The 24,774-nt window shown below is 69.6% G+C and carries 23 protein-coding genes and 1 pseudogene; 20 read left to right on the top strand and 4 right to left on the bottom strand.

Annotation, left to right across the window (positions count from 1 at the left end):
- Positions 1 to 211 precede the first annotated feature (211 nt).
- A complete protein-coding gene (locus tag ACQ86M_RS10715; protein ID WP_431245435.1) occupies positions 212 to 2,032 on the top strand; it encodes a DUF4012 domain-containing protein in 1,821 nt (606 codons plus the stop codon).
- A 69-nt stretch (positions 2,033 to 2,101) separates the two neighbouring features.
- Here ACQ86M_RS10715 and ACQ86M_RS10710 read toward each other — a convergent pair whose 3' ends face one another.
- Both ACQ86M_RS10710 and ACQ86M_RS10705 read right to left on the bottom strand, forming a co-directional pair.
- Positions 2,102 to 2,893 carry a Bax inhibitor-1/YccA family protein gene (locus ACQ86M_RS10710; protein ID WP_431218679.1) on the bottom strand — a complete coding sequence of 264 codons (792 nt, stop codon included), beginning with the start codon at positions 2,891 to 2,893 and terminating at the stop codon, positions 2,102 to 2,104.
- A gap of 37 nt (positions 2,894 to 2,930) precedes the next feature.
- Entirely contained in the window at positions 2,931 to 3,482 is a 552-nt protein-coding gene (locus ACQ86M_RS10705; RefSeq protein WP_431218678.1) for a hypothetical protein, read from the bottom strand.
- Between the two features lie 111 nt (positions 3,483 to 3,593).
- Between ACQ86M_RS10705 and ACQ86M_RS10700 the strand changes: the two genes are divergently transcribed.
- The 5 genes from ACQ86M_RS10700 to ACQ86M_RS10680 are packed head-to-tail and all read left to right on the top strand — an operon-like array spanning position 3,594 to position 8,286.
- Positions 3,594 to 4,685, top strand: a complete 1,092-nt coding sequence (locus ACQ86M_RS10700; RefSeq protein ID WP_431245434.1) for a glycerophosphodiester phosphodiesterase family protein — start codon at positions 3,594 to 3,596, stop codon at positions 4,683 to 4,685.
- A gap of 58 nt (positions 4,686 to 4,743) precedes the next feature.
- Positions 4,744 to 7,245: an ATP-dependent helicase gene (locus ACQ86M_RS10695; RefSeq protein WP_431245433.1), complete on the top strand. Its 2,502-nt coding sequence runs from the start codon at positions 4,744 to 4,746 to the stop codon at positions 7,243 to 7,245.
- Positions 7,242 to 7,553 (top strand): hypothetical protein, encoded by a 312-nt coding sequence (locus ACQ86M_RS10690; protein ID WP_431245432.1) that lies wholly within the window; start codon positions 7,242 to 7,244, stop codon positions 7,551 to 7,553. The genes ACQ86M_RS10695 and ACQ86M_RS10690 overlap by 4 nt, the downstream gene beginning before the upstream one ends.
- On the top strand, positions 7,550 to 8,050 hold the full coding sequence (locus tag ACQ86M_RS10685; protein ID WP_431245431.1) for a hypothetical protein: 501 nt from the start codon (positions 7,550 to 7,552) through the stop codon (positions 8,048 to 8,050). Before ACQ86M_RS10690 ends, ACQ86M_RS10685 begins: the two co-directional genes overlap by 4 nt.
- Complete coding sequence (locus ACQ86M_RS10680; RefSeq protein ID WP_431218674.1) at positions 7,999 to 8,286, top strand: FUSC family protein; 288 nt, start codon at positions 7,999 to 8,001, stop codon at positions 8,284 to 8,286. Before ACQ86M_RS10685 ends, ACQ86M_RS10680 begins: the two co-directional genes overlap by 52 nt.
- On the opposite strand, the gene ACQ86M_RS10675 is transcribed toward ACQ86M_RS10680, so the two are convergent.
- Together ACQ86M_RS10675 and ACQ86M_RS10670 are read right to left on the bottom strand one after the other, a co-directional pair.
- Positions 8,283 to 9,104: an oxygenase MpaB family protein gene (locus ACQ86M_RS10675; RefSeq protein ID WP_431245430.1), complete on the bottom strand. Its 822-nt coding sequence runs from the start codon at positions 9,102 to 9,104 to the stop codon at positions 8,283 to 8,285. The two genes, ACQ86M_RS10680 and ACQ86M_RS10675, sit on opposite strands and share 4 nt — an antisense overlap.
- Before the next feature lie 54 nt (positions 9,105 to 9,158).
- The gene (locus ACQ86M_RS10670; protein WP_431245429.1) at positions 9,159 to 10,694 is read right to left on the bottom strand and encodes a hypothetical protein; all 1,536 of its coding nucleotides are present in this window, start codon (positions 10,692 to 10,694) and stop codon (positions 9,159 to 9,161) included.
- A gap of 233 nt (positions 10,695 to 10,927) precedes the next feature.
- Between ACQ86M_RS10670 and sucC the strand changes: the two genes are divergently transcribed.
- The 14 genes and pseudogenes from sucC (at position 10,928) to ACQ86M_RS10600 (ending at position 24,549) form a co-directional block, all read left to right on the top strand.
- Positions 10,928 to 12,097: an ADP-forming succinate--CoA ligase subunit beta gene (gene sucC, locus ACQ86M_RS10665; protein WP_431245428.1), complete on the top strand. Its 1,170-nt coding sequence runs from the start codon at positions 10,928 to 10,930 to the stop codon at positions 12,095 to 12,097.
- A 17-nt stretch (positions 12,098 to 12,114) separates the two neighbouring features.
- Positions 12,115 to 13,002, top strand: a complete 888-nt coding sequence (sucD, locus tag ACQ86M_RS10660) for a succinate--CoA ligase subunit alpha (RefSeq protein ID WP_431245427.1) — start codon at positions 12,115 to 12,117, stop codon at positions 13,000 to 13,002.
- A gap of 123 nt (positions 13,003 to 13,125) precedes the next feature.
- Complete coding sequence (locus tag ACQ86M_RS10655) at positions 13,126 to 14,514, top strand: hypothetical protein (RefSeq protein ID WP_431245426.1); 1,389 nt, start codon at positions 13,126 to 13,128, stop codon at positions 14,512 to 14,514.
- Between the two features lie 55 nt (positions 14,515 to 14,569).
- Positions 14,570 to 15,049 (top strand): annotated as a pseudogene (locus tag ACQ86M_RS10650) (cell division protein PerM); the annotation flags it as partial.
- Between the two features lie 95 nt (positions 15,050 to 15,144).
- Positions 15,145 to 15,891 carry a cell division protein PerM gene (locus ACQ86M_RS10645; RefSeq protein ID WP_431245425.1) on the top strand — a complete coding sequence of 249 codons (747 nt, stop codon included), beginning with the start codon at positions 15,145 to 15,147 and terminating at the stop codon, positions 15,889 to 15,891.
- Between the two features lie 23 nt (positions 15,892 to 15,914).
- Entirely contained in the window at positions 15,915 to 16,508 is a 594-nt protein-coding gene (purN, locus tag ACQ86M_RS10640; RefSeq protein WP_431245424.1) for a phosphoribosylglycinamide formyltransferase, read from the top strand.
- Positions 16,505 to 18,085, top strand: a complete 1,581-nt coding sequence (purH, locus tag ACQ86M_RS10635) for a bifunctional phosphoribosylaminoimidazolecarboxamide formyltransferase/IMP cyclohydrolase (protein ID WP_431245423.1) — start codon at positions 16,505 to 16,507, stop codon at positions 18,083 to 18,085. The genes purN and purH overlap by 4 nt, the downstream gene beginning before the upstream one ends.
- Positions 18,086 to 18,175: 90 nt before the next feature.
- The gene (locus ACQ86M_RS10630; RefSeq protein WP_431245422.1) at positions 18,176 to 19,231 is read left to right on the top strand and encodes a Glu/Leu/Phe/Val dehydrogenase dimerization domain-containing protein; all 1,056 of its coding nucleotides are present in this window, start codon (positions 18,176 to 18,178) and stop codon (positions 19,229 to 19,231) included.
- Between the two features lie 23 nt (positions 19,232 to 19,254).
- Positions 19,255 to 20,454, top strand: coding sequence for a dimethylargininase (ddaH, locus tag ACQ86M_RS10625; protein WP_431245421.1), 1,200 nt, complete (start codon positions 19,255 to 19,257; stop codon positions 20,452 to 20,454).
- Between the two features lie 347 nt (positions 20,455 to 20,801).
- On the top strand, positions 20,802 to 21,047 hold the full coding sequence (locus ACQ86M_RS10620) for a lactococcin 972 family bacteriocin (RefSeq protein ID WP_431245420.1): 246 nt from the start codon (positions 20,802 to 20,804) through the stop codon (positions 21,045 to 21,047).
- Positions 21,048 to 21,124: 77 nt separating this feature from the next.
- A complete protein-coding gene (locus ACQ86M_RS10615; protein ID WP_431245419.1) occupies positions 21,125 to 21,748 on the top strand; it encodes a hypothetical protein in 624 nt (207 codons plus the stop codon).
- Positions 21,749 to 21,752: 4 nt separating this feature from the next.
- Positions 21,753 to 22,853, top strand: a complete 1,101-nt coding sequence (locus ACQ86M_RS10610; protein ID WP_431245418.1) for a peptidoglycan-binding domain-containing protein — start codon at positions 21,753 to 21,755, stop codon at positions 22,851 to 22,853.
- A complete protein-coding gene (locus ACQ86M_RS10605; protein ID WP_431245417.1) occupies positions 22,844 to 23,440 on the top strand; it encodes an ABC transporter ATP-binding protein in 597 nt (198 codons plus the stop codon). Before ACQ86M_RS10610 ends, ACQ86M_RS10605 begins: the two co-directional genes overlap by 10 nt.
- 11 nt (positions 23,441 to 23,451) lie before the next feature.
- Positions 23,452 to 24,549, top strand: a complete 1,098-nt coding sequence (locus tag ACQ86M_RS10600) for a hypothetical protein (protein ID WP_431245416.1) — start codon at positions 23,452 to 23,454, stop codon at positions 24,547 to 24,549.
- Positions 24,550 to 24,774: the final 225 nt, after the last annotated feature.

Here is a 24,774-nt window from a genome sequence, read left to right as displayed (position 1 = left end):
GATCCGATCGGGGATGGCCGAAGCGGCCAGGAAAGGAGTGGCGCTCGAAGTGCACCAGCGAACCAAATTATCAGACGACTCTCAGGGCTCAGTTCGCGTGGGCGACCCAGGCGAGATGCCGCCATCACGCTGGCCCTCGAACGGGGGAGTGTGAGCGGAAATAGGCGCGAGGGTAACGGGATACCCTCCGGCGGTCTGATTCAATGGTTGAATGCCTGAACCCCGACCTACGCGCGTCTCGGTCTCGCATGCCCGCCGCACCCGGTCCCGCCGTGTGCAGTGGTTCATCGGTGCAGGCATCGTTCTCGCCGTGCTGGTCCTCGCCGGTGCGTGGATCGGATTCCGCGCGCTGGCGGCGAAGTCCGACCTCGAGGCGGCGATGCCCCTGGTCAACACCCTGAAGCAGCAGGTCGTCGCCCAGGACGCCAAGGGGGCGAAAGCCACGCTCGACAAGCTCAAGCCGAAGGTCGCGTCCGCGCGCTCCGACACGAGCGACCCGGTCTGGCGGGCCGGCGAGGTCGTGCCCTTCGTCGGACCGAACCTGACAGCGGTCCGCGAACTCGCCGGCTCGACCGACGACGTCGTGACGCAGGCGATCGAACCGCTCGTCGGTGTTCTGAGCTCCGTGTCTCCTTCGAGCCTCAAGCCGGTGGATGGGGCCCTGAACCTCAAGCCGATAGTCGATGCGACTCCGACGGTCGACAAGGCGGCGGCGGCCCTCCAGAAGGCGCATGCGCAGGTCGAAGCCATCGACACGAAGTCGACGGTTGGCCCCGTGCGCTCCGCGACCGAACAGCTCGCCGGGGTGCTGGGCAAGGTGTCGGCGCAGATGCAGGACGCGAAGAACGCTGTCCATGCCCTGCCCGTAGCGCTCGGCTCCACCGGCCCCCGCAACTACCTCGTGATCTTCGAGAACAGCGGCGAGCTGCTTCCGAACGGCGGGACGACCGGATCGATGGCGCTGCTGCGGATCGACCACGGAAAGATCAGCCTGGTCAAGCAGTCCTCAGCGTCGATCCGGGAGTTCCCCCGCTTCGACGACTACGTCATCCCGCTGCCCGAAGACGTCAAGAAGCTCTACCCCTACGGGCTCGGCAAGCAGGTCCAGGACCTGACGATCACCCCGCGGTTCTCGCTGACGTATGACATCGCGAAGGCGATGTGGAAGTCGGCCAAGGGTGACGACATCGACGGTGTCATCGCGATGGACACGGTGACGCTCGGCAACCTGCTCAAAGCGACAGGGCCGATCGATGTGCTGCCCGGTCTGCAGATCACAGCCGAGAACGCCGTCCGCATCCTGCTCATCGACATCTACCTGATGTACCCGGATCCGGTGACAGTGGACAAGATCAACCAGGCGATCGCGATCGGCGCATTCTCGAAGGTGCTAGGCGGCGCAGACCCCAAGACGCTCCTCTCCGTGCTCCTCAAAGCCGGGGAAGAGGGCCGGGTCAAGATGTGGACCGCCGACAAGGCGGAGCAGGACCTCATCAAGATGACGCCGTTCTACTCCGAGCCGCCGGTCAGCACCAAGGAGACGGATGCTTTCGGCGTCTACTTCATGGATCAGACGCCGTCGAAGCTCGACTACTTCCTCAAGGTGAAGGTGCAGCTGTCGCAGGCGGTCTGCGGTGACAAGCACCGGTACGTGTTCGCCCGGGTTGCGCTGAACAGCACGGCGCCGGCGAATGCGGCCAAGATCCTGCCGCCGTATGTGCTCGGCAACGGAGTGCTGGTGGCCCAGGGCAACGTCCAGATCGGGACGAGCGTGTACGCACCGAAGGGCTATACGGTGCTCGGGACCGCGATCGACGCGCAGCCCTCGCCGGCGCCCATGATCGGCACCGACGGGGAGTACCCGGTCGCGCAGGGCGTGCAGCAGATGGCCCCGGGGCAGACGATGATCCTCGACGTGCTGTTCGACGCGGGCACGACTCCGGTCAAGAAGCTGCACGCGGACGTGACGCCCACCGTGAACCCGACGGTGACGTCGTACGGATCTCTGGATTGCGCCGCCATCGGCAAGTGACACCGGGAGCATGACGAAGGGCCGGGAGCGGATCGCTCCCGGCCCTTCGTGCTTTGGTCTGTCGCTGCGTCAGTCGCGCGAGATGGCGAGCATCCGCAGGATCTCGAGGTAGAGCCAGATGACGGTCACCATGATGCCGAAGGCGCCGGACCAGCCGTAGACGCGCGGGGCGCGGTTCGCGACGCCCTGCTTGATCGCGTCGAAGTCGAGCACCAGGGAGTAGGCGCCGAGCAGGACGACGAGGATGCCGATGATCAGGCCGAGCTTGATGCCGGTGTTGCCGAGCTCGACGCTGTCGAGGCCGAAGGTGCCCTTGGTGACGCCGGTCCACATCAGGATGACGTTGACGAGCGAGTAGGCCAGATAGCCGAAGATCGCGATGAGGAAGACCTTCGTCGCCTTGGCCGACGCGCGGATCTTGCCGGAGGCGAACAGCGCGAGCGTGACTCCGACGACGGCGAACGTGGCGATGACGGCCTGGATGACGATGCCGGACCACTGCGCCTCGAAGAACATCGAGATGGCGCCGAGGAAGATGCCCTGCGCGGCCGAGTAGGCCAGGATCAGAGCGGCCGACGGACGGCGCTTGAAGATATTGACCATCGCGAGCACGAAGCCGACGATCGCGGCCGGCAGCGCGAGAGCGGGGACGAACCAGCCGATGCCGGCTCCCGCGAGCAGCAGGACGAAGCAGACCGCGGTCTTGACGATCGTGTCCTCGACCGTCATGCGGTCGGTGTCCACGGCCGTGGCGGACGGCGCCTGGTACATCTGCTCCAGGTTCTCGGCGGTGACGGTCGCGGCCTGACCGTTGCTGGAGAATGCCGGGTTCGTGGAGAAGGCCGGGTTACTGAGTGCCATGAGCTCCTCGTTCTATGGGTGACCGCGAGCGGTCGTGTCAGTCCAATCTATTGCTTTCTTTTCTGAGAGTTCTGACAGATTGCCATGAATCAAGCCGGATGGCGCCCCAGCGTGCAAGCCAAGCGGCGATCACGATCACGATCGTGCTGGTCAGGATGGTGATCCAGCCCTGCTCGTAGTCGCGTACGAACAGCGGGAGGACGACGCTCCAGCCGATCGGGAGCGCGAGCACGGCGAACGTGGGGAGCGGTCGCAGGCGCACGAGCAGCCAGGCCGCGAGGGTGACGGCGTAGCACCACGCGAAACCCGATCCGCCGAGCATGAGCCAGGTGAAGCCGAGCACCGGAAGCGCCACGGCGAACCGGCGCCCGATGGTAGATGGGAGCACGGCCCAGCCGGCGGGCTGCATGAGGGAGCCGACCAGGAGCAGCGGGAGGCTGTAGGTGGTGGTGCCGAGGATGCAGGCCGTGCCGATCACCAGCATGGCGAGGCCGGTCAGCAGGCGCGGGCGGTAGGCGCCCCAGCGGAGGACGAGCCGGGAGGTGGGCTCGACCCAGTGCGACGACGTCTCGGCGGTATCGGCGGGCACGGGTCGATTCTGGCATCCCCTCGCCGCCCCTCGCTGCCCGTTGCGGTCCCTGCCCGGACCCGTGCCGCGCGGTACCGCGAGGCGGCCGAGGTGCGCGGCTAGGATCGGGCCATGCGCGCCAGGACCGCTCCCGTGGTGATCGGGCACCGCGGTGCGCCGGGGTACCGGCCGGAGCACACGCGCGGGTCGTTCGAGCTGGCGTTCCAGCTGGGCGCGGACGCGGTCGAGCCCGACCTCGTCGCGACGAAGGACGGCGTGCTCGTGATCCGGCACGAGAACGAGATCTCGGGGACCACGGACGTGGCCGACCGTCCGGAGTTCTCCGGGCGGCGGACCACCAAGGAGGTCGACGGTGCCGCCCTCACCGGATGGTTCACGGAGGACTTCACGTGGGCGGAGCTCTCGACCCTGCGTGCCCGGGAACGGATCCCGGCCCTCCGGCAGGCGAGCTCGACGTTCGACGACCACTACCCGCTGCTCCGATTCCGCGACCTGCTCGAGATGCTCGAACGCGCCGAGGCGGAGCGCGGTGCAGCGGAGGGCCGTTCCCGCGGTGCCCGTGCGCCGGGCCTCGTCGCCGAGTTGAAGCACTCCACGTACTTCGAGGCGGCGGGGCTGCCGCTCGACGAGCTCTTCGCGGCGGAGCTCGCCGAGGCCGGATGGTCGGACCGCTCCGACGTCGTGGTGGAGAGCTTCGAGCGGACCGTTCTGGGCCAGCTGTACCAGCGCGGGTTCCGCGGCCGGCGCGTGTACCTGCTGGAGGACAGCGGGGCTCCGGCCGACCGGGTCGCCGCGCTCGGCTCGTCCGCGCCGGGGTACGACACCGACCTGTCGCTCCGCGGCCTCTACGGGCTCGCCTCTGCTGCGTCGCCGGCGGACCGTGTCGACGGCATCAGCGTCGAGACGACGCAGGTGCTCTCGTCGGGCTCCGTCTCGGTCGCACTGTTCGGCGAGGAGGACGCCGCGGACGTCGGTGCGGTCACCTCGGATCTCGTCGACCTGGCGCACTCGGCGGGGCTCGCGGTCTTCTGCTGGACCCTGCGGCCGGAGAACGGGATGCTGCCCGTGGAGTTCCGCACGGGAGGGCGGGACGCGGAGTGGGGCGACTGGCGCCGGTTCTTCTCCATCCTGCTTCACTCGGGCGTCGACGGCGTGTTCGCCGATCATCCGGACATCGCGGTGGCTGTTCGCGACGGGCGGTGAGCTCCGCCCGGGCTCTCCCGGCCGAATGACGGTGGCAGCGACTAAAATCGTCTGAGACATGACGAGCCTCCCCGACGCCCCGCAGACCACCCCCTCCTCCGTCCCGATCATCCTCGACGGGTGGCAGGGCGACGGCGGCGACTCCCGCGATGAGGGAGGCCGCCGTCACTGGGGCCCGAGCGAGCGTCTGTTCGAGGGATTGAACCCGCAGCAGCGCGAGGCCGCCGAGTACCGCGGGCAGGCGCTCCTGATCGTTGCCGGGGCGGGGTCCGGCAAGACCAGCGTTCTCACGCGCCGCATCGCCGGACTGATCGAGAGCCGCGAGGCGTGGCCCAGCGAGATCCTGGCGATCACGTTCACCAACAAGGCCGCGAACGAGATGCGCGAGCGCGTGGAGCAGCTGCTCGGCGGCAAGGCGCAGGGCATGTGGATCTCGACGTTCCACTCGGCCTGCGTGCGCATTCTCCGCCGTGAGGCCGAGACGATCGGCAAGACGCCCAGCTTCACGATCTACGACTCCGGCGACAGCCGCGCGCTGCTGAAGCGGATCATCAAGGAGCTCGACGCGGACACCCTCGGCTTCACCGTCGGCGGCGCCGCGAACCGCATCTCGAAGCTCAAGAACGAGCTGACCGACCTCGAGACGCACGCACGTTCGGCGAATCTCAGCGACCCGCAGGAGGTGATGTTCCTCGAGATCTTCCGTCAGTACACGCGGGAACTCCGGCGCGCCAACGCCTTCGACTTCGACGACCTCATCGCCGAGACGGTCTTCCTGTTCCGCGCGTTCCCGCGCGTCGCGGCGCTGTATCAGAGCCGGTTCCGTCACATCCTGGTCGACGAGTACCAGGACACGAACCACGCGCAGTACTCGCTGATCCGCGAGCTCACCATGCCGGTCGCCCCCGACATCGTCGACGACCTCGAGTCGCACGGCCGCAACGTCCGGCCGCTCCGTGACGCCGCCGGCATCATCCCGAGCGCGTCGCTGACGGTGGTCGGCGACTCGGACCAGTCGATCTACGCGTTCCGCGGCGCCGACATCCGCAACATCGTCGAGTTCGAGCGCGACTTCCCGGGCGCGAAGGTCGTGCTGCTCGAGCAGAACTACCGGTCGACGCAGAACATCCTCAGCGCCGCCAACGCGGTGATCTCGAACAACTTCGACCGCAAGGACAAGAAGCTGTGGACGGCCGTCGGCGACGGTGAGAAGATCATCGGCTACACCGGGTACTCGGGCCACGACGAGGCGCAGTTCGTCGCCGACGAGATCGAGAAGCTGCACGGCGCGGGTATGGCCTACAAGGACATCGCCGTCTTCTACCGCACCAACGCCCAGACCCGTGCGCTGGAGGAGATCTTCATCCGGTCGGCGCTCCCCTACAAGGTCATGGGCGGCACCAAGTTCTACGAGCGCGCCGAGATCAAGGACTCCATGGCGTACCTCATCACGGTCGCCAACCCGGACGACATGCTCGCGTTGCGGCGCATCCTGAACACGCCGAAGCGGGGGATCGGCCCGGCGACGGAGACGCAGCTGGCGAGCTACGCGGAGGACAACGGACTCACCTTCCGTGCGGCCATGCGCGACGCGGGATCGCTCGGCCTCGGACCGAAGGTGACGAACGCCATCCTGCAGCTGTCGAACCTGCTGGACGAGGCGGCCGCGAAGATCGACCCTTCGAATCCCGCGGGCATCTCGCCCGTGGCCGACGTGCTCACCTTCCTGCTCGACGGCAGCGGGTACTTGGAGACGCTTCGCAATAGCCGCGATCCGCAGGACGAGGCGCGCGCCGAGAACGTGGAGGAGCTCGTCGCGGTGACGCGGGAGTTCGCGCGGAACAACCCCGACGGCACCCTCGTCGACTTCCTCACCGAGGTGTCCCTGGTGGCGGCGGCCGACGAGATCGACGACTCCAGCGGCGCCGTATCGCTCATGACTCTGCACACGGCGAAGGGCCTGGAGTACGACGCTGTGTTCCTGACGGGCATCGAGGAGGACCTGCTTCCGCATCGCATGTCGGCCAACGAGCCCGGCGGCCCGGCGGAGGAGCGACGGCTGTTCTACGTGGGCATCACCCGCGCCAAGAAGCGGCTCTTCCTGTCGCTCGCCATGACGCGCGCGCAGTTCGGCGAGACCGCCGTCGCGATGCCGAGTCGCTACCTGCAAGAGATCCCCGCCGATCTGATCGACTGGCGCCAGTCTCCCGGCTCCGCAAACGGACGCGGTGGCACGCAGTCGCGGGCGCTGAACGCCCGCCGACCCGGCTTGGGCGCAGGTTCCGGCAGCGGCTCCGGCGGCTGGAACGACAGTCTCGCCGCGTCGACGTTCCGCCAGGAGCGGCCCAAGGCCGAGTGGCCGAACCGTGTCACGGGCAAGGTCCGCGACAACGGCGACCTCGAGCTGGCGCCCGGCGATCGCATCCGCCACGCCGACTTCGGCGACGGCCGCGTGACGGCAGTGACCGGCCAGGGCGCCAAGCGCGTCGCGCACGTGCAGTTCGAGAAGGTGGGCGCGAAGAAGCTCCTCATCAAGATCGCTCCGATCGACAAGCTGTGAGGGCGCGCGCCTCCGCTCCGCAGAACCTCGAGGTGGGTCTGCGGGCGGCGCTGGCCGTCGCCGTTCCCCTCTTCGTGCTGTTCGCCGTCGGTCGGCTCGACCTGACCGCCTACGCAACGTTCGGGGCGTTCACAGCCCTGTACGGCCGGAACGAGCCCTACCGCATCCGCGTGCGCACGCTGACGGTCGCGGCCGTGGCCCTGCTCGCCTCCATCGCGACCGGCACAGCGCTCGCCGTGGCGGGGAGCCGCTGCCGCTGGTCGCCCTCGCCCTCGTCGTGGTCGTCGCGGGCGGAACGCTCTTCGTGACCGTGTTCCAGATCGTGCCTCCGCAGGCGCTGTTCTTCGTCTTCGCCCTGCTGGTGTGCGCGGCGGTTCCGACGCCCGCCGCCGAGGCGCTGCCGCGGTTCGGGCTCGCGGTCGTGACCGCCGTGTTCGCGTGGCTGCTGACCATGTCCGGCTGGGCCATCCGCCGCATCCCGGGTGTCTCGACGGGCCCCCTGCGGCGTTGGGGCCTCGTGAACGAGCTGCGTCGCCGTCCGCGCCTCGACCTCGCTGCCCTCCGCGACCCGCGGGTGTGGCTGACCGTGGCACAGAACGTCGTCGGGGTGCTCATCGCGGGCGGCGTGGCGCTCGCCTTCGGCTTCGGTCACGCGTACTGGGCGGTGGTCAGCCTGGTCGCGGTCATCCCCCGGCGCGTGCGGCGCACTCCATCTCGCGGTCTCTGCACCGCATCGTGGGGACCATCGTGGGCGTGGCCGTCACGGCGGCTCTGCTGGCATGGTCCCCGCCCGCCATCGTGGTGATCTGCGTGATCGTGGTCTGCCAGTTCTTCGCCGAGATCCTGGTGGCGCGCCACTACGGAGCCGCGCTCGTGTTCATCACGCCGCTCGCGCTCTCGGTCTCGCACCTGGCGAGCCCGACGCCGCTGAACGTCCTGGTGGTGGATCGCGTGCTCGAGACGGTGCTCGGCGCCGGTGTCGGCATCCTGCTGGTGCTTCTCGCCCGGGGCATCGAGCGCAGCAGGGGACTCGCGGCCTAGGCGACCGACGCTCGGTCCGCCGGCCGCACGGACCGTCGCAGCTTCGCCAGGTACCGGTCGCGCGGAAGGTGCCGGAGGCGCAGCGGGAGCCGCGGGTACACGACCGCGGTCACGCGCAGCATCCGGTCGAACCGGCGCTGCCGGCGCGCGTTCCACGGGAGCCGGAACTGCCGCCGGAGGGACGGCGGAAGCAGCCCCGTGGTGAGCAGCCGTACAGCCGGCAGCAGCGGCCGGAACGCCCAGGGCAGCCCGGTCGGGTAGAGGATCTGCCGGGACACGACTCGCACGTCGTCGTCCACCCGGAGCGTCCGCACCATCCGGTCCCAGTAGTCGCCGAACGCCTCTCGCGACGGCGGCCACCCGTCCGGAGCCAGCTGCAGGTTCGACAGCGCCTGCGTGAACTCCCGGTAGACCGTGTCTGCCTGCGCGGCGGCCAGCTCCCCGAAGACGCGCGCGTGGATGTCGACCATGCTCTCGTAGAGCGTCGCCGCGACCCACAGTTGCAGCTCCGGGTCGTACGCGTTGTACGCCGGGCCGCTGCCGCCCGTTCCCCGGACGGCGGCGTGTGCTCGGTTGACGACCCGCCGCATCGCCTGCAGCTCGCCCGGAGACCCGAACATCGAAGCCGTGAGGTAGAGCATCGTGCCGTCGAAGCGGTCCATCAAGCGCGTTGCGAAGTCGCTGTGCTCCACCACGCCGCGTCCGACCGCGGGGTGGGCGATCTGCAGCAGGAGCGCCCGCCCGCCGGCGGCCAGCGTCAGCGCCTCGGATGCGATCTCCCGCGCCTCGGTGGGCCTGTTCTTCGCGGATCTGGGCACGTCCACATCCTGCCGAGGGCTCCTGCGAGCGACCAGGGAGGCCGATCGCGCGGCTCACCGTCGCACCCAGGTGGTGCGTGACCGGCGCGGTGCCCGACGGCGACCGCGTCCACGGCCGCGTGCACGCACTCGTGAGGCCGTCACGAGCAGCCCTCCCGCCGCAGCGGCGCCGGAGCCCCATAGGGCTGGCCCGGTGGCATCTGACCCGGTCTCGGCGAGCACGGTCGTCGCCGGTGCGGTGTCATCCGGTGCGGGAGCGACCGGCGAGGGCGAGGGTGCCGGCACCGGCGTCTGCACGCGCGTGACCTCGCTCGCGATGCCGAACTCCGACTGCCAGGTCTTGAGGCGCGTCCCGCCCTCGGAAGGATCGGTGCGCGCAGGGTCGATGCGCTCCGTCCAGACGTAGTAGCCGTCCGCGGGGAGGACGCAGGTCGGGGTCGTGAACTCCCCGACTCCGTCGACCACTGTCTCGACCGTGCAGACGGTCGGCGCACCTGCCGGCGGCTCGGCGGCGTGCGCGATCGGCTCGGGGAACGGTCCATGCAGCGTGCTCTGCACCACGGCCCGCACCGGCGCGAACCCGCCGTCGACCGACCGCACACCCCAGGTGGGCAGCAGCCCGTCGCCTTCCTCGACGGAGACCGTCAGCGTGTCGGCCACCTCGGCGCCGGGCTTCGCCTCTGGCGAGGTCGTCCGCGTCTCGACCAGCGGCTGGAACGGCAGCGGCGACGGACCGGTCGTGCCGGCCTCCGCGGTGGCCGTCACCGTCGTCGACTGAGCGATGAGCACCGCTTGCGCATCCACCGTCGGCAGGGCGACGGTCACGCGGTTGCCGTAGGGCAGCGGCGGAGTCGTCGCCGTCGCCCGGACGGACACGCTCGCGCCCGATCCGGTCGGCTGGATGGCCACGTCGGTTCCGGACGGGACGGAGGCGGTGGTCTTCCCGTTCGCGAACGTCGCCCCGGACAGCGTGACCGTCACCGGTGAGGCCCCGGCGGGCAGCAGGTCGGGCCCGGACAACCGGTCGACCGTCAGCTCCACGCGCACCCGGCCCGGGCCCGCCTCCGCCAGTTCGACGATCGCGGAGGCGCGCACCCCCGTCGAGGCCCGGCTCTTCGCCTCCGCGAGCATCTGCAGCGCTCGCGCGTAGACCGCGTCGGTGTCGGCGCCGGCCCGGCCGGCGTGGTTCTGCGCGTCGACGTCGGACATGCCGGCGTAGATCCAGGTGGCCAGCTGCCCGGCGGCCGCGGTCAGCCGGTCGCCGCTGCCGGCCCAGGTGCGGGCGATGTAGGCGAAGACGGCGGACTGCTCCGGCGTCCACCAGCCCATGCCTGCGGGGTCGGCATAGCTGTACGACAGACCGACCGGCGCCGCTTTGCCGGGGTTCAGGCAGAATCCGAGCGCGCCGTCGTCGAAGTGGTAGGCGCCCAGCCACCAGCCGTCGGCGGACATGTAGCCGGGCCCGTGGCCGTCGCTCGCCAGCGCTCGTGCGGGCGCCGCCGCCGCGAACAGGCTCTGCAGGATTCCGAGGAGGACGGCGAGCCCCGCGAGGCTCACCGCTGTGATCAGTGTGAAGGGTCGTTGCGTCATGCCTCCACCGTCGCCGGGACGGGCAGCGCGTGGTCGGGCGATCCCCGGATCCGTGGAGAACTCCGCGTCGCCCCTTCCTGTGGACGATTCGGCGGTTACAGCCCGGCCAGGCGGACGCGCTAAAGTTCTCCCTGGCGAAATTTATCTCGGCGTCGAGCTATCTCGCGTCGGACCGCCAGGAGAAATCAGCCGGAAGCCACGAGCGCACCGGGCAATCAGCGGATTGGATAACCGTGGATCTATACGAGTACCAGGCCAGAGACCTGTTCGAGAAGTACGGGGTCCCGGTGCTTCCGGGCATCGTCGCGGACACTCCGGAGGAGGTGCGCGCGGCAGCGGAGAAGCTGGGCGGCGTGACCGTCGTCAAGGCGCAGGTGAAGGTCGGTGGCCGCGGCAAGGCGGGCGGCGTGAAGGTCGCCAAGAGCCCCGATGAGGCCGGAGAGGCGGCGAAGGCGATCCTGGGGCTCGACATCAAGGGCCACGTGGTCCGCCGTGTCATGGTCGCGGGCGGCGCTCGGATCGCCCGCGAGTTCTACTTCTCGGTGCTCCTCGACCGGGCCAACCGCTCCTACCTGTCGCTGACCAGCGTCGAGGGCGGCATGGAGATCGAGCAGCTCGCGGTGGAGAAGCCCGAGGCCCTCGCCCGGATCGAGGTCGACCCGCGCGGCGGGATCGACCACGCCAAGGCCGTCGAGATCGCACAGGCCGCCGGCTTCCCGGAGGACCTCGTCGAGAAGGTCGCCGACGTCTTCGTGAAGCTCTACGACGTCTACACCGGCGAGGATGCGACGCTGGTCGAGGTCAACCCGCTGGTCCTCACCGAGGAGGGCGACATCATCGCCCTCGACGGCAAGGTCACCCTCGACGAGAACGCCGACTTCCGCCACCCCGACCACGAGGCGCTCGAGGACAAGGCCGCGGCCGACCCGCTGGAGGCCAAGGCCAAGGCCGCCAACCTCAACTACGTCAAGCTCGACGGCCAGGTCGGCATCATCGGCAACGGCGCGGGCCTGGTCATGTCGACGCTCGACGTGGTCTCCTACGCGGGAGAGAAGCACGGTGGCGTCAAGCCGGCGAACTTCCTCGACATCGGCGGCGGCGCGTCCGCCGAGGTGATGGCGAACGGCCTGGACGTCATCCTGAACGACCCGCAGGTGGAGAGCGTGTTCGTGAACGTCTTCGGCGGCATCACCGCCTGCGACGCGGTGGCGAACGGCATCGTCAAGGCGCTCGAGATCCTTGGCGACGAGGCGAACAAGCCGCTCGTCGTCCGCCTGGACGGCAACAAGGTCGACGAGGGCCGCCGCATCCTCACCGAGGCGAACCACCCGCTGGTCACCCTCGCGCTCACCATGGACGAGGGCGCCGACAAGGCCGCCGAGCTGGCCGCGGCCGCGAAGTAAGCGAAGGACGAACAACCATGTCTATCTTCCTCAACAAGGACTCCAAGGTCATCGTCCAGGGCATCACCGGCGGCGAGGGCACCAAGCACACGGCGCTCATGCTGAAGGCGGGCACCCAGGTCGTCGGCGGCGTGAACGCGCGCAAAGCGGGCACCACCGTGACGCACGGCGACGTCGAGCTGGCCGTGTTCGGCACCGTCGTCGAGGCGATCGAGAAGACCGGCGCCGACGTCTCGATCATCTTCGTGCCGCCGGCGTTCGCGAAGGATGCGATGGTCGAGGCGATCGACGCGGAGATCCCTCTGCTCGTCGTGATCACCGAGGGCATCCCCGTGCAGGACTCCGCCGAAGCGTGGGCCTACGCCAAGGAGAAGGGCGACAAGACCCGGATCATCGGCCCGAACTGCCCCGGCATCATCACGCCCGGTGAGTCGCTCGTCGGCATCACCCCGGCGACCATCACCGGCAAGGGGCCGATCGGCCTCGTGTCGAAGTCGGGCACCCTGACCTACCAGATGATGTACGAGCTGCGCGACCTGGGCTTCTCGACCGCCATCGGCATCGGCGGCGACCCGGTCATCGGGACGACGCACATCGACGCGCTCGCCGCGTTCGAGGCCGACCCCGAGACCAAGGCGATCGTCATGATCGGTGAGATCGGCGGCGACGCCGAGGAGCGCGCGGCCGACTTCATCAAGGCGAACGTCACCAAGCCGGTCGTCGGCTACGTCGCGGGCTTCACCGCGCCGGAGGGCAAGACGATGGGCCACGCCGGCGCCATCGTGTCGGGCTCCGCCGGCACCGCGCAGGCGAAGAAGGAGGCCCTCGAGGCCGCGGGCGTGAAGGTCGGCAAGACGCCGTCAGAGACCGCCGAGCTGCTGCGCCAGGTGTACGCCGCTCTGTAAGCAGAGTCGCACACGTGGGAGGCCGGGACCCGATGGGTCCCGGCCTCCTCGCATATTCACGTCTGCCGCAGCGCGTGGCCGCGGAGTTACAGTGTGCGCGAGCGGAGCCGGGAGGGGACGCCGATGGCACAGCTGACGAATGCCGAACTGCTGCAGCGCATCGCCGCGCTGGAGGAGGAGAACGCCGCTCTCCGCGCGCAGGCGGAGACGGCTGAGATCCCGCTGGAGACGCCGGCCGAGACCGCGGCCGTCCCCGCGAAGCGGCGCCGGAGCTGGGGATGGACGCTGCTCGCGACCGTCCTCATCGTGCTCGGCGCCATCCTCGCACCGCTGGCCGTGGTGACCTCGTGGGCGAAGGTGCAGCTCACCGATACGGACACGTTCGTCGCCACCTACGCGCCCCTCGCCCATGACCCGGGTGTGCAGGCGTTCGTCACCGACCAGGCCGTGAAGGCCGTGCAGGAGAACGTCGACATCCCGAAGATCACCTCGCAGGTGATCGACGGCATCACGGGCCTCGGCACCGGGCCCGTCGCGACGAAGGCGCTCGAGTCGCTGAAGGGGCCGCTTGCGCAGGGGATCGTGTCGCTGATGCAGTCCACCATCCAGCGGTTCGTCGCGTCGGATGCGTTCGCCCAGGTCTGGGAGCAGGCCCTCCGCACGAGCCACGACCAGCTCGTGGCGACGATGCAGAACAACCCGAAGTCGGCGATCACGATCGGCTCGGACGGTTCCATCGGCATCCAGCTCGCCCCGATCATCGACCGGGTGAAACAGCTGCTGGTGGATCGCGGGCTGACGTTCGCCTCGCAGATCCCGTCGGTGGATCGGACGATCACGGTCGCCCAGAACTCGTCCATCCCCACGCTGCAGCTCTTCTACACGCTGGCGGTCGCCGCGGGCGCGTGGCTGCCCTGGGTGGCGATCGGGCTGCTCGCGCTGGGGGTGATCGTGGCGCGCCGGCGGGCGCTCGCCCTCGTCTGGGCCGCGGTCGGACTCGGCCTCGCCATGGCGCTGACCCTGGCGGCCATCGCGATCGGCCGTCTCGTCTTCGTGTCGTCGACCTCACCATCGCTGGTGCCCTCCGGTCTCGCTCAGACGCTCTACTCCACGGTGACGGACGCGATGATCGCCACCGCGATCGCCGTGCTCGTGCTGGCGATCGCCGTGGCTCTCGTCGGCTGGTACTCCGGCCCCTTCGCGGTGCCGCGACGCCTGCGCGGCTTCTTCGGGTCGGGCGTCTCCTGGGTGCGCGAGTCGGCGGAGGCGCACGGTATCACGACGGGACGCGCGGGCGAGTGGATGTACTCCCAACGCGTCCTCCTGCGCGCCATCGTCGCCGTGATCGCCGCCGCCGTCGTGCTGTTCGTCCGCCCGCTCACTCCGGCGCTCATCATCTGGACGCTGGTCATCGCCGCGCTGGTCGTCGCCATCCTGGAGCTGGTGGAGCGGCCGGTCATCACCGTGCCGGAGACGGCGGACGGCGAGACCCCCGAAGTGATGGTCTCCTGAGCCCCGAAGTGTCGGCGGGCCGCGACGGCCGGGCCCGGGTAGGCTCCGTTCGGTCATGAGTCGCACAACCGTCGCCCTGCTCGCCGCGCTGGAGGCGCTCATCGTGGCAGCCATCGGCCTCGGGATCTGCCTCGTGCCGATCACCATCCTGTGGGCGGCGCAGTACCAGCTCGGCGCGGACTTCGCGGTGGTGTGGCGGTCGGCGGCGGACATCTGGCTCGTCGGGCACGGCGTGAACCTGACCGTGGCGCTCACGCCGCAGACCGTCGCGCAGCTCGGGTTGCCGGCCGCCGCCGCGCCGTTCCAGGTGACCATCGCGCTGCTCGGGTGCGCGGCGCTGACCGCGGGCCTCGGAGTCCGGACCGGGATGCGCGCCGCCGAGACGGATCAGCGCCTGGTGGGCGCCGCGAGCGCGCTCGCCGCTTTCGCCGTGGTCTCGACCCTGGTGGTGCTCTCCGCCGGCTCCCCGGTCGCGCAGCCGTCGGTCTGGCAGGGGGTCGTGCTCCCGCCGTTCGTCTACGCCCTCGGGATCGCCGCGGGCTTCGGCTTCGCGGCACTCCGCGGCCGCCCGGACGAGACACCGGAGCGCGCGGTCGGCGCCGACGGCAGCGGCACGGGCCGCCGCACGCCGTGGGCGCCCTCGGCCTCCGGTGGCGCGGCCACCGCCCCCTGTCTTCCCTGCGGTCGCGGTCGCGGACCCTCGCCGTCCCGGAGGTCTTCCGCATCGTCGCCCCGGGCGCCGTGCGGGCCGGGACCGCCGCGACGGCCATCGTCATCGGAGTGTCGGCCCTCATCCTCGCCCTGCTCATCTTCGGCAACTACGGCGGCATCATCAGCCTCTACGAGCAGCTGCAGACCGGTGTCGCGGGTGGCGCCGCCCTGACGGTCGGCCAGCTCGCCGTGCTGCCGAACATCGTGGTGTGGATCGCGTCGTGGCTGGTCGGGCCCGGCTTCGCGATCGGGACGGGCTCCTCCGTCAGCCCGCTCGGCACCGAGCTGGGACCGCTGCCCGGGCTCCCGCTGTTCGGCGTCATCCCGCACGGCGGCCTCGCCTTCGGGCTGGTCGGCCTCATCGTGCCGCTGCTCGCGGGCTTCTTCGCCGCCGTGCTGCTGCGCTCCCGGGTGGATGCGGGCGCGGCCATGCTGGACGACCTGCGCTCGCGCATCCTGACCGCCGTCGGCATCGGGGTGGTCGCGGGCGTCCAGCTCGGCCTGCTGGCCTGGTGGTCCTCCGGCGCTCTCGGCCCGGGCCGCCTGCATGACGTCGGGCCGAACCCGTGGCTGGTGGGTGCCCTCGCGGCCGCGGAGGTCGCCGTCGCGGCCTTCATCGGCTTGATCGCGCCCTCCCCGCGGTCGCCGGGCGGCATCCGCCGCTGATCGCGCGCCGCTAGGCTGGGTGCGTGCTCTCGATTGTCGTGCTGATCTCCGGCGGTGGCTCCAACCTGCGCGCACTGCTGGAGGCGTCCGAGGACGCGGAGTTCCCGGCGCGCGTCGTCGCCGTCGGCGCCGACCGCGACGCGGACGGCTTCGAGCACGCGGAGCGCTTCGGCATCCCGACCTTCACGGTCCCGTACACCTCGTACCCCAGCCGGGAGGAGTGGGGCGACGCCCTGCTGGAGCAGATCCGGCAGTGGGAGCCCGACCTCACCATCCTCTCGGGGTTCATGCGGCTGGTGCCGCGGCGGGTCGTCGACGCGCTCTCGCCCGACCTCATCAACACGCATCCGGCGTACCTGCCGGAGTTCCCGGGCGCGCACGCCGTGCGCGACGCGCTCGCCGCGGGCGTGACGCAGACCGGCGCCAGCCTGATCGTCGTCGACAACGGAGTGGACGCGGGACCGATCATCAGCCAGGAGCGCGTGGAGGTGCTGCCCGGCGACACCGAGACGGCCCTGCACGAACGCATCAAACCCGTGGAGCGACGGCTGCTCATCGACGCCGTGCTCGACATCGCCAACGGACACATCGACCTCGAGGAGCTTGCCCGAGCATGAGCGGACCCCGTCACGACGCCAACCTGTACCGCGAGCGGGACCTCGTCCCGATCCGCCGGGCGCTGATCTCGGTCAGCGACAAGACCGGTCTGCTCGACCTGGCGGCGGCACTCGCCGGCGCCGGGGTGGAGATCGTCTCGACCGGTTCCACCGCGCAGACCATCCGCGACGCGGGCCACGCGGTGACGGACGTGGCGACCGTCACGGGCTTCCCGGAGTCGCTGGACGGCCGCGTCAAGACGCTGCACCCGGCCATCCACTCGGGGCTGCTCGCCGACCTGCGCCTCGCCTCACACGAGGAGCAGCTGAAGGATCTGGGCATCGAGCCGTTCGAGCTCGTCGTCGTCAACCTGTACCCGTTCGTCGAGACGGTCGCCTCGGGCGCAGTGGGCAACGATGTGGTCGAGCAGATCGACATCGGAGGCCCGGCGATGGTGCGAGCGTCGGCGAAGAACCACGCGAACGTCGCGATCGTCGTCTCGCCCTCCGACTACCCCACGATCACCGAGGCGGTGGCCGCGGGCGGCACGACGTTCGACCAGCGGCGTGAGCTCGCGTCGAAGGCGTTCGCGCACACGGCCGCCTACGACGGCGCCGTCGCCGCCTGGTTCGCGGGCGAGGCGCCCGCGACGGATGACTTCCCGGAGCGCTGGGAGGCCCGCGCCGAGCTGAAGCAGACGCTCCGGTACGGCGAGAACTCCCACCAGGCGGCCGCGCTCTACGCCGACCCGGCGGGGCACGGCATCGCGCAGGCGACGCAGCTCGGCGGTAAGGAGATGTCGTACAACAACTACGTGGATGCGGACGCCGCCCTGCGCAGCGCCTACGACTTCCCCGAGCCCGCCGTCGCGATCATCAAGCACGCCAACCCGTGCGGCATCGCGACCGCCGATGACATCGCCGAGGCGCACCGCAAGGCGCACGAGTGCGACCCGGTCTCGGCGTACGGCGGCGTGATCGCCGCGAACCGCACCGTGACGCTGGCCATGGCGGAGACGGTGAAGGGCATCTTCACCGAGGTGCTGATCGCGCCCGACTACGAGGCGGAGGCGCTCGAGCTGCTGCAGACCAAGAAGAACCTGCGCATCCTGAAGCTGCCCGCGGACTACGCCCGGGCGCTGACCGAGTTCCGTCAGATCTCCGGCGGCGTGCTCGTGCAGGACACCGACCGGTTCGACGAGTTCAGTTCGGCGGGATGGACACTGGTCGCCGGCGAGGAGGCGGACGCCGCCACCCGCGCCGACCTCGAGTTCGCCTGGAAGGCGTGCCGCGCGGTCAAATCGAACGCCATCCTGCTCGCCCACGAGGGCGCGTCCGTCGGCGTCGGCATGGGCCAGGTCAACCGCGTCGACTCGTGCCATCTCGCGGTCACCCGCGCGGGCGAGCGGGCGGCCGGATCCGTCGCGGCCTCCGACGCGTTCTTCCCGTTCGCCGACGGGGCGCAGATCCTCATCGACGCCGGCGTCCGCGCGATCGTGCAGCCGGGAGGCAGCATCCGCGACGACGAGGTGATCGAGGCGGCGAAGGCGGCCGGCGTGACGATGTACTTCACCGGGGAGCGGCACTTCTTCCACTGACATTGCGGTGCCTCGCGGGGCAGGGGAGAATGGACGGCGGTCCACAAGACCGCCGAACACTTTTCACCGCGATCCCACGAGGAGACACCGATGTCCGTCCTGCCCGCAGACCTGCCGCACGAAACACTGCACGTCGTGAAGGGGAGGCGGAGCGGCCTCACCATCAGCATCGCGATCCACTCCACCGTCCTCGGCCCCGCCCTCGGCGGCTGCCGCGTCTGGACGTACGACTCCTGGCAGGAGGCGGTCGCCGACTCGCTGCGCCTGGCCGAGGGGATGACGCTGAAGAACTCCGCCGCCGGGCTCAACCGCGGCGGCGGCAAGGCGGTCATCTACGTGCCGCGCGGCACGCAGCTCACGCCGACCGAGCGCTACGAGGCGATGCTCGACCTCGGCGACGCGGTCGAGACGCTCGGCGGCAGCTACATGACCGCGGAGGATGTCGGGACCAGCGCCGAGGACATGTCCGTCGTCGCCACCCGCACCGCGCACGTCTGCGGCCTGCCGCCGTCGGAGGGCGGGGTCGGGGAGCCCAGCGACGCGACCGCCGCCGGTGTCTACGCGGGGCTGCTGGCCACGCTGGAGCGCGCGTCCGGCAGCCGCTCGGTCGCGGGCCGGCGCGTCACCGTTCTCGGCCTGGGCCATGTCGGCTCGATCATCGCGATGCGGCTCGCCGGCGAGGGCGCCGTGCTGACCGTCACGGATGTGAACCCGGCGAAGCGCGCCCTGGCGGATGCGCTCGGCGCGACCTGGGTCGAGCCCGAGGAGGCGCACCGCGTCGAGGGCGACCTGTTCGTGCCGGCCGGTGTCGGCGGCGTGCTCACCGACCGTGTCATCGACGAGCTGCGCGTCGCGGCCGTCGTCGGCCCCGCCAACAACCAGCTGGCGGAGCGCTCCGGCGCCGAGCGCCTGGCCGCGCGCGGCATCCTGTGGGCCCCCGACTTCGTGGTCAACGCGGGCGGCGTGATCTTCCTCGACATGATGGGGGAGGCCGGCGTCACCGCCGAGGCGACGCAGGAGCGCGTGGAGCGAATCGGCGACATCGTCGCGGAGATCTTCCGGGCGGCGGAGGACCGCGGCGTCACGACGCTGCAGGCGGCGGAGGAGCTCGCGCTGGAGCGCCTGCGGGAGCCAGCGAACGCATAGCGGCGCTCCGCTAGCCTGATCCCATGACGTCTTCCTGGGACCGCCGGCTCGCCGCATCCATCTCCGCCGCTGTCGCTGTCGCGGCGATCGCCTTCGTCGCCTCGACGTTCGTGATCCTCGTCGCCAGCCAGCTGAACTCCGCGGCGCTCGCCAACTCGTCGACGTACGTGGGATGGAACACGCTGGCGGCCCTGATCCTCAGCTTCGTGGCGGCCCTCCTCGGTGCCATGGACCGGCGCTGGATCGCGGTGGTGACGGGCATCGTGGTCGCTCTGGTGAGCACGGTGCTCGGCACCCTCGTTCTCTTCACCGTGCTCAAGGTCACGCTGTCGGGCGACGCGTGGGGCCAGCTGTTCAGCTCGTTCATCGGCATCAACCTGCCGTTCTGGCTGTCCGTCGCGATCGCCTTCCCGACCGCCGGCTACGCGGTGTTCCACGCGGTGGAGGGCGGGGAGCGCGCCGAACGCCGCATCGCCCTGGTCCGCATCCCGGCCGCGAACCTCGCCGACGGCCTCACCACGCACATCGAGCGGGAGCCGGTGGACACGGACCTCGCGGACAAGCAGTGGGACGCCTACGTCGCCGCGCTCTCCGAGGCGGGCTGGCAGACCGTCGAGGTCGCGAGCGCCGACCGTCTCGCCGACTCCGTGTTCGTCGAGGACACCGCCGTCGTCCTGGGCGACACCGCGGTGATCACCCGCCCGGGCGCGGAGTCGCGCCAGGCCGAGCCGGAGGGCACCGAGGCCGCGCTGCGCGCCCAGGGCCTGCACCTCGAGCGCATCGTCGCCCCGGGAACCCTCGAGGGCGGCGACGTGCTGAACGTCGGTTCGACCGTGTACGTCGGTCGCGGAGGACGGACGAACGCGGAGGGTGTGCGCCAGCTGCGTGCGATCGCCGCCCCGCTGGGCTACACCGTGGTCGCCGTGCCGGTCACCAAGGCGCTGCACCTGAAGACCGCCGTCACGGCCCTGCCCGACGGCACCGTGATCGGCTACGAGCCCATCGTGGACGAGCCGCGCATGTTCGAGCGCTTCCTCCCGGTCCCGGAGGCGCACGGCACCGCCGTCGTCGTGCTCTCCGACGACACCGTGCTCATGTCGTCGTCGGCCCCGCAGTCGGTGGCGCTTGTCGAGAGCCTGGGCTACACCGTCATCCAGGTGGACATCTCGGAGTTCGAGAAGCTCGAGGGCTGCGTCACCTGCCTGTCGATCCGGATCCGCTGACCCGGAGCGTAGCAAGAGCCTGGATCACGGCCGGGCCGTACCACCCCGCCGCTCGAGGACCCCGGCCCCGGGCGTACTGCGTGTTGCCCGGCCGACTCGCCCGTTGAGCATGCTGGGCCCTCCCGGCGTTCCGATTGTGAGCGTGGTCGTGGGGCCATGATCGTCACCCATACTGCTCTCTCTGAAATGTTAAAAACACACGTCATGTCTATGTGCCACCCGCGTCCATAAAGGTTGGGAGTGCTTCCCGTTGGGAGGGCGCTTCAGCTCCCGATAACCGAGAGGACTGGATAGTGAGGAAGATCTCCAAAGTCGCGGCCGCGGCTGGGTTGGCGGTAGGACTCGTCGTGGGCGGCGGTGCTGTGGCCGCCAATGCTTCGGGGTGGAACTACGAATACGTCGGTGGAGGCACCTGGGAGTACGGCACGGGTGTGCTCACGTACTCGAGCTTCAAGCAGCCGACGAGGTTCCACACATCGACGGTGAAAGTCGACGGGGTGTACGCCTATTCCGGCACCACGCGACCCGGGGTGACATCCAACGCCTCCCGCAAGCTCGGTCGCACGAATTACGCCTATTGGAACAACGTGTAGCGCGTGTGGGTGAGGCGCGACGCCTCGCCGTCCGCCTCACCCTCATGTCTCCGCTTTCGTCAAGGACAGAGGGAATCATGAAGAAAGTCGCGCTACTGGCGTTGTTGGCGTGTGCCGTATTGACCGGGTGCGCAACGTCGCGCGTCACTTCCGCGTCGAGTCCGTCCGCAAGCGTCGCCGTGACGCCATCGTCAACGGCAGCAGGCAGCCCGCCCTTCACGGGGCCATACGCGCAAGTGCTCGCGGATGTGTACGGGAAATCCCACACCGCTTTCGAGCGCGATGCGTTGTCCGATGGGAAGATCACCGATGCCGAACACGCTGAAATGATTGAGCGCTTCCGCACGTGTCTCGCCAGCAACGGACACAGGCTGGACTGGTACAAGAAAACCGGGTCGCACGAGATCACCGCACTGGACAAGGACGAGGACTCCGATGTCGGCAGGAAGCAGATCGAGTCATGCGACAAGTTCGCGGGGGTGAACACCGTCGGTCTCATCTACTCAGCGATGCTCACAAATCCGCACAACGTGGACGTCGTACCGAAAATCGTTGCCTGCTTCAAGAAGCACCATCTTGTCAGCCCCTCTTACAGCACCAGCGACTATCAAGAAGGCCTCCCGACGTTCTCGGACCGCAAGAAGAACGCCCAAGTGCAGCAGTGCAACGAAGACCCGCTGAACATCACGAAGGGCAAATAGCCTTATGTCCGCACAGCAGCAGACGACGCGACCGAGCATCCGCTACGCGGTGATCGTCGTCGTCGCGGCGCTCGCGATCGCGCTCGGTTCGGGGGTGACAGCTGCGCTGACGGCGGCACGACCGGAGAGTTTGACCGCGGCGAAACCAGCCACCCGGGTCCCCGTGGCTCAGCACGACTTCGAAGATGCCCGAGCCGTCCAGGTGACGGTCTCGCGGGGACTGGCCGTGCCCGTCCTCTCCAACGTCGACGGCCACGTGACCGATTACGCGTGCGCTCCCGACCAGCCGATCGTCTCGGGAGGCTCGCCCGTCGCGGTCAACGGCGCGCCGCTCCTCGCTCTTTCCACAGCGGTTCCGCTCTGGCGCGATCTGGCTCCTGCGGACACAGGGCCGGACGTCAGGGCGCTCCAAGTCGAACTGCGACGCCTCGGCTACGACATCTCTGCCGACGGGACATATGGGGCTAACACGGCGAACGCGGTGGAGCGTGTGTTGACGGAGATCGACGCCCCGAACATGACAAGGCGCCAGCGCGGTGACGTCGGTCTGCCGCTCTCGCGCGTCGTGTGGATTCCAGCGCCCAGCGTGTCACCGGCCACGTGCGACTCGCAACTCGGAGCCCGAGTCAGAAGCGGAGACACGCTGATGACGACTGCCCCCGCGGAAACCGTTGCGCGCGTCACCAACATGCCGAGAGATCTCGTTCCGGGCACTCGGGTGTTCACGGCCGGCGGCATCCAGGCGCCCGTGAACGCGAATGGCACGATCACGGACGCCCCCTCGGTAGCCGCACTGAGCGACTTAGCGAAGGCGACAGTCAACGATTCGTCATCGACTACGAACGCGTCGAAAGATGATGTCCCGTTGGCGTCGAAGGTCAGCGGTCAGGTCGCGCTGGCCACTCCCCGTGCTACGAACTCGGTTCCGCCGAGTGCGATCGTCGGCGTGGACGGCGCTCACGGGTGCGTGGTCAGCGACGGCCGCGCTGTACCCGTGACGATCATCGGCTCGCAACTCGGTCAGACGTTCGTTGATTTCGCTTCGACCACCGCCCGGCCTCGAACGGTCCAGGCTTCACCTGCAGAGTCCACGTCGTGCGGGTGAACCTCGTCGGTGTCGGTCATCGGTTCGCTCCCGACCTGCCCTGGCTGTTCCGCGACCACAACCACTCCCTCGAGTCCGGCCGGGTGTACGCGCTGGTAGGTCCTTCCGGATCAGGCAAGAGCACGCTGCTTTCGATCATCGCTGGTTGGCTCTCGCCCTCTGAGGGGGCTGTGGACGTCCCGCCGGGGCGGCGAATCGGGTGGGTGTTCCAGAATCCGCATGGCGTGCCACGGCGCACGGCACGCGATCATGTTGCGCTTCCCCTGCTCGCCACGGGGGCGTCCCCTGCCGAGGCCGACGCCGGCGCCGACGGCTTGCTTGACCGATTCGGTCTCTCCGCCGTCGCGGATCGACCGTTCCGGCAGTTGTCCGGAGGCGAAGCGCAACGCCTCATGCTCGCACGGGGTATCGCGGCGAAGCCGGACCTGCTCCTGGTCGATGAACCCACGGCCCAGCTCGACCACTTGACGTCAGGGACGGTCAACCGGGGCATCGCCCAACTTGCCACCGACGGGACCATCGTCGTGGTCGCCACGCACGACACCGGGACCCGCGATGCATGCACGGATGTGATCCAGCTCGTATGAGGGGGAAGTCCTTGTGGCGCGAGGTCGGCCGTAACCTCGCGACCGGTACGACGCGGGCGGTCACGTTCGGCGTGTGTCTCGCCGTCATCGTCGGCGCGCTCTGTCTCGCCGAGCTGGGAACGCTCCGGGACATCCTGCACTCCGAGCGGGATTACCGGGCCAGTGGAGCGGACATCACGATTCTGACCGCGAGCGGTCGTATCGACGGCAAGGCGTGCGACCAGCTGGTGGACGCCCCGGGAGTCATCGCTGCCGGAGCGATCCGCGAAACGCGGACCCGGCTTAGCCCGACGGTGCTACCCGACGCCCCCTTGCCGATCAGTGATATATCTTCCGGATTCCGTGCGTTGGTTGAGGCGCCATCCGGGAACGGGATCGCGCTCGGCCCGGAGGCGCAGCAGGCGCTCGGTGCCCGGTCCGGAGCGCGGGTTGCGACCGCGACAGGTCCGGTGACTGTCGCCGGTTCGTACTCCTACCCAGACGACGGGCGGCGCGGAGGGTTGCGCTACGCCGCTTTGGCGCCGTCCACGTCGTCGGTCCCATTCGATGAGTGCTGGGTGCGCCAATGGCCACAAAGCGATGAGGTCAACTCGTTGTTGCTGCTGTCGATGATCCCGCAGGTGCAACGAACGAGCGGCTCAAGCGCGGACATGTCCACCACCGGCGACGCGGAGGATACGCAGCCGCCGAGCTTCTCACAGTTGAACTCCGCACCGGGTACTCGCTTCGGGGGACTCGCGTCGTTCGAGTCCCGTGCGACGAAGTGGTCGTCATTGGTCGCGGGGATCGCCGCTCTCGGGCTCGCCTACGTATCGATCCGGTTGCGCCGCCTCCCGTTCGCGTCGGCACTGCACGCGGGGGTCGCTCGCTCGGATCTCGTGCTCATGGCCCTCGCCGAGACAGGGGTGTGGGTAGCAGGCGGGCTCATCATCGCCTCTCCCGCTGCTGCGATCACCGCCGCCGGCACCGCGCCTCCGGATGGGGTGGCGATGCTCGCGCTGGGCGGCGCGATCGCGGTGGCGGCCGGTGTAGGGGGACTCCTCGGTGCTTTCGTCGCTGCGACAGGCACGCGAGAGAGGCACCTCTTCTGTTACTTCACAGATCGCTGACGAACCTCGCGGAAAAAGTTCTTGCGATTCACGTCTACCTGGCAATAACCTGTAGGGCTGCCTTGTTGCGGCACAGAGGACGCATACATCGAGGCTGGGAGGACGCCATGACGACGATCGAGACCGCACGAGAGATCACCGTGCCCGGGTCCGTCGCCGCGCTCGCGGCCACCGCCCGACCGTACGGGCGGTAACCCCACCGCCCCCTGCGCGCTTCGGCGCGCA

Source organism: Leifsonia xyli subsp. cynodontis (genome assembly GCF_050632205.1).
In the GTDB taxonomy this organism is placed as follows: domain Bacteria; phylum Actinomycetota; class Actinomycetes; order Actinomycetales; family Microbacteriaceae; genus Leifsonia; species Leifsonia xyli_D.
The sequence above is the reverse complement of the archived record's forward strand: the minus strand, read 5'-3'. Positions and strand labels throughout refer to the sequence as shown.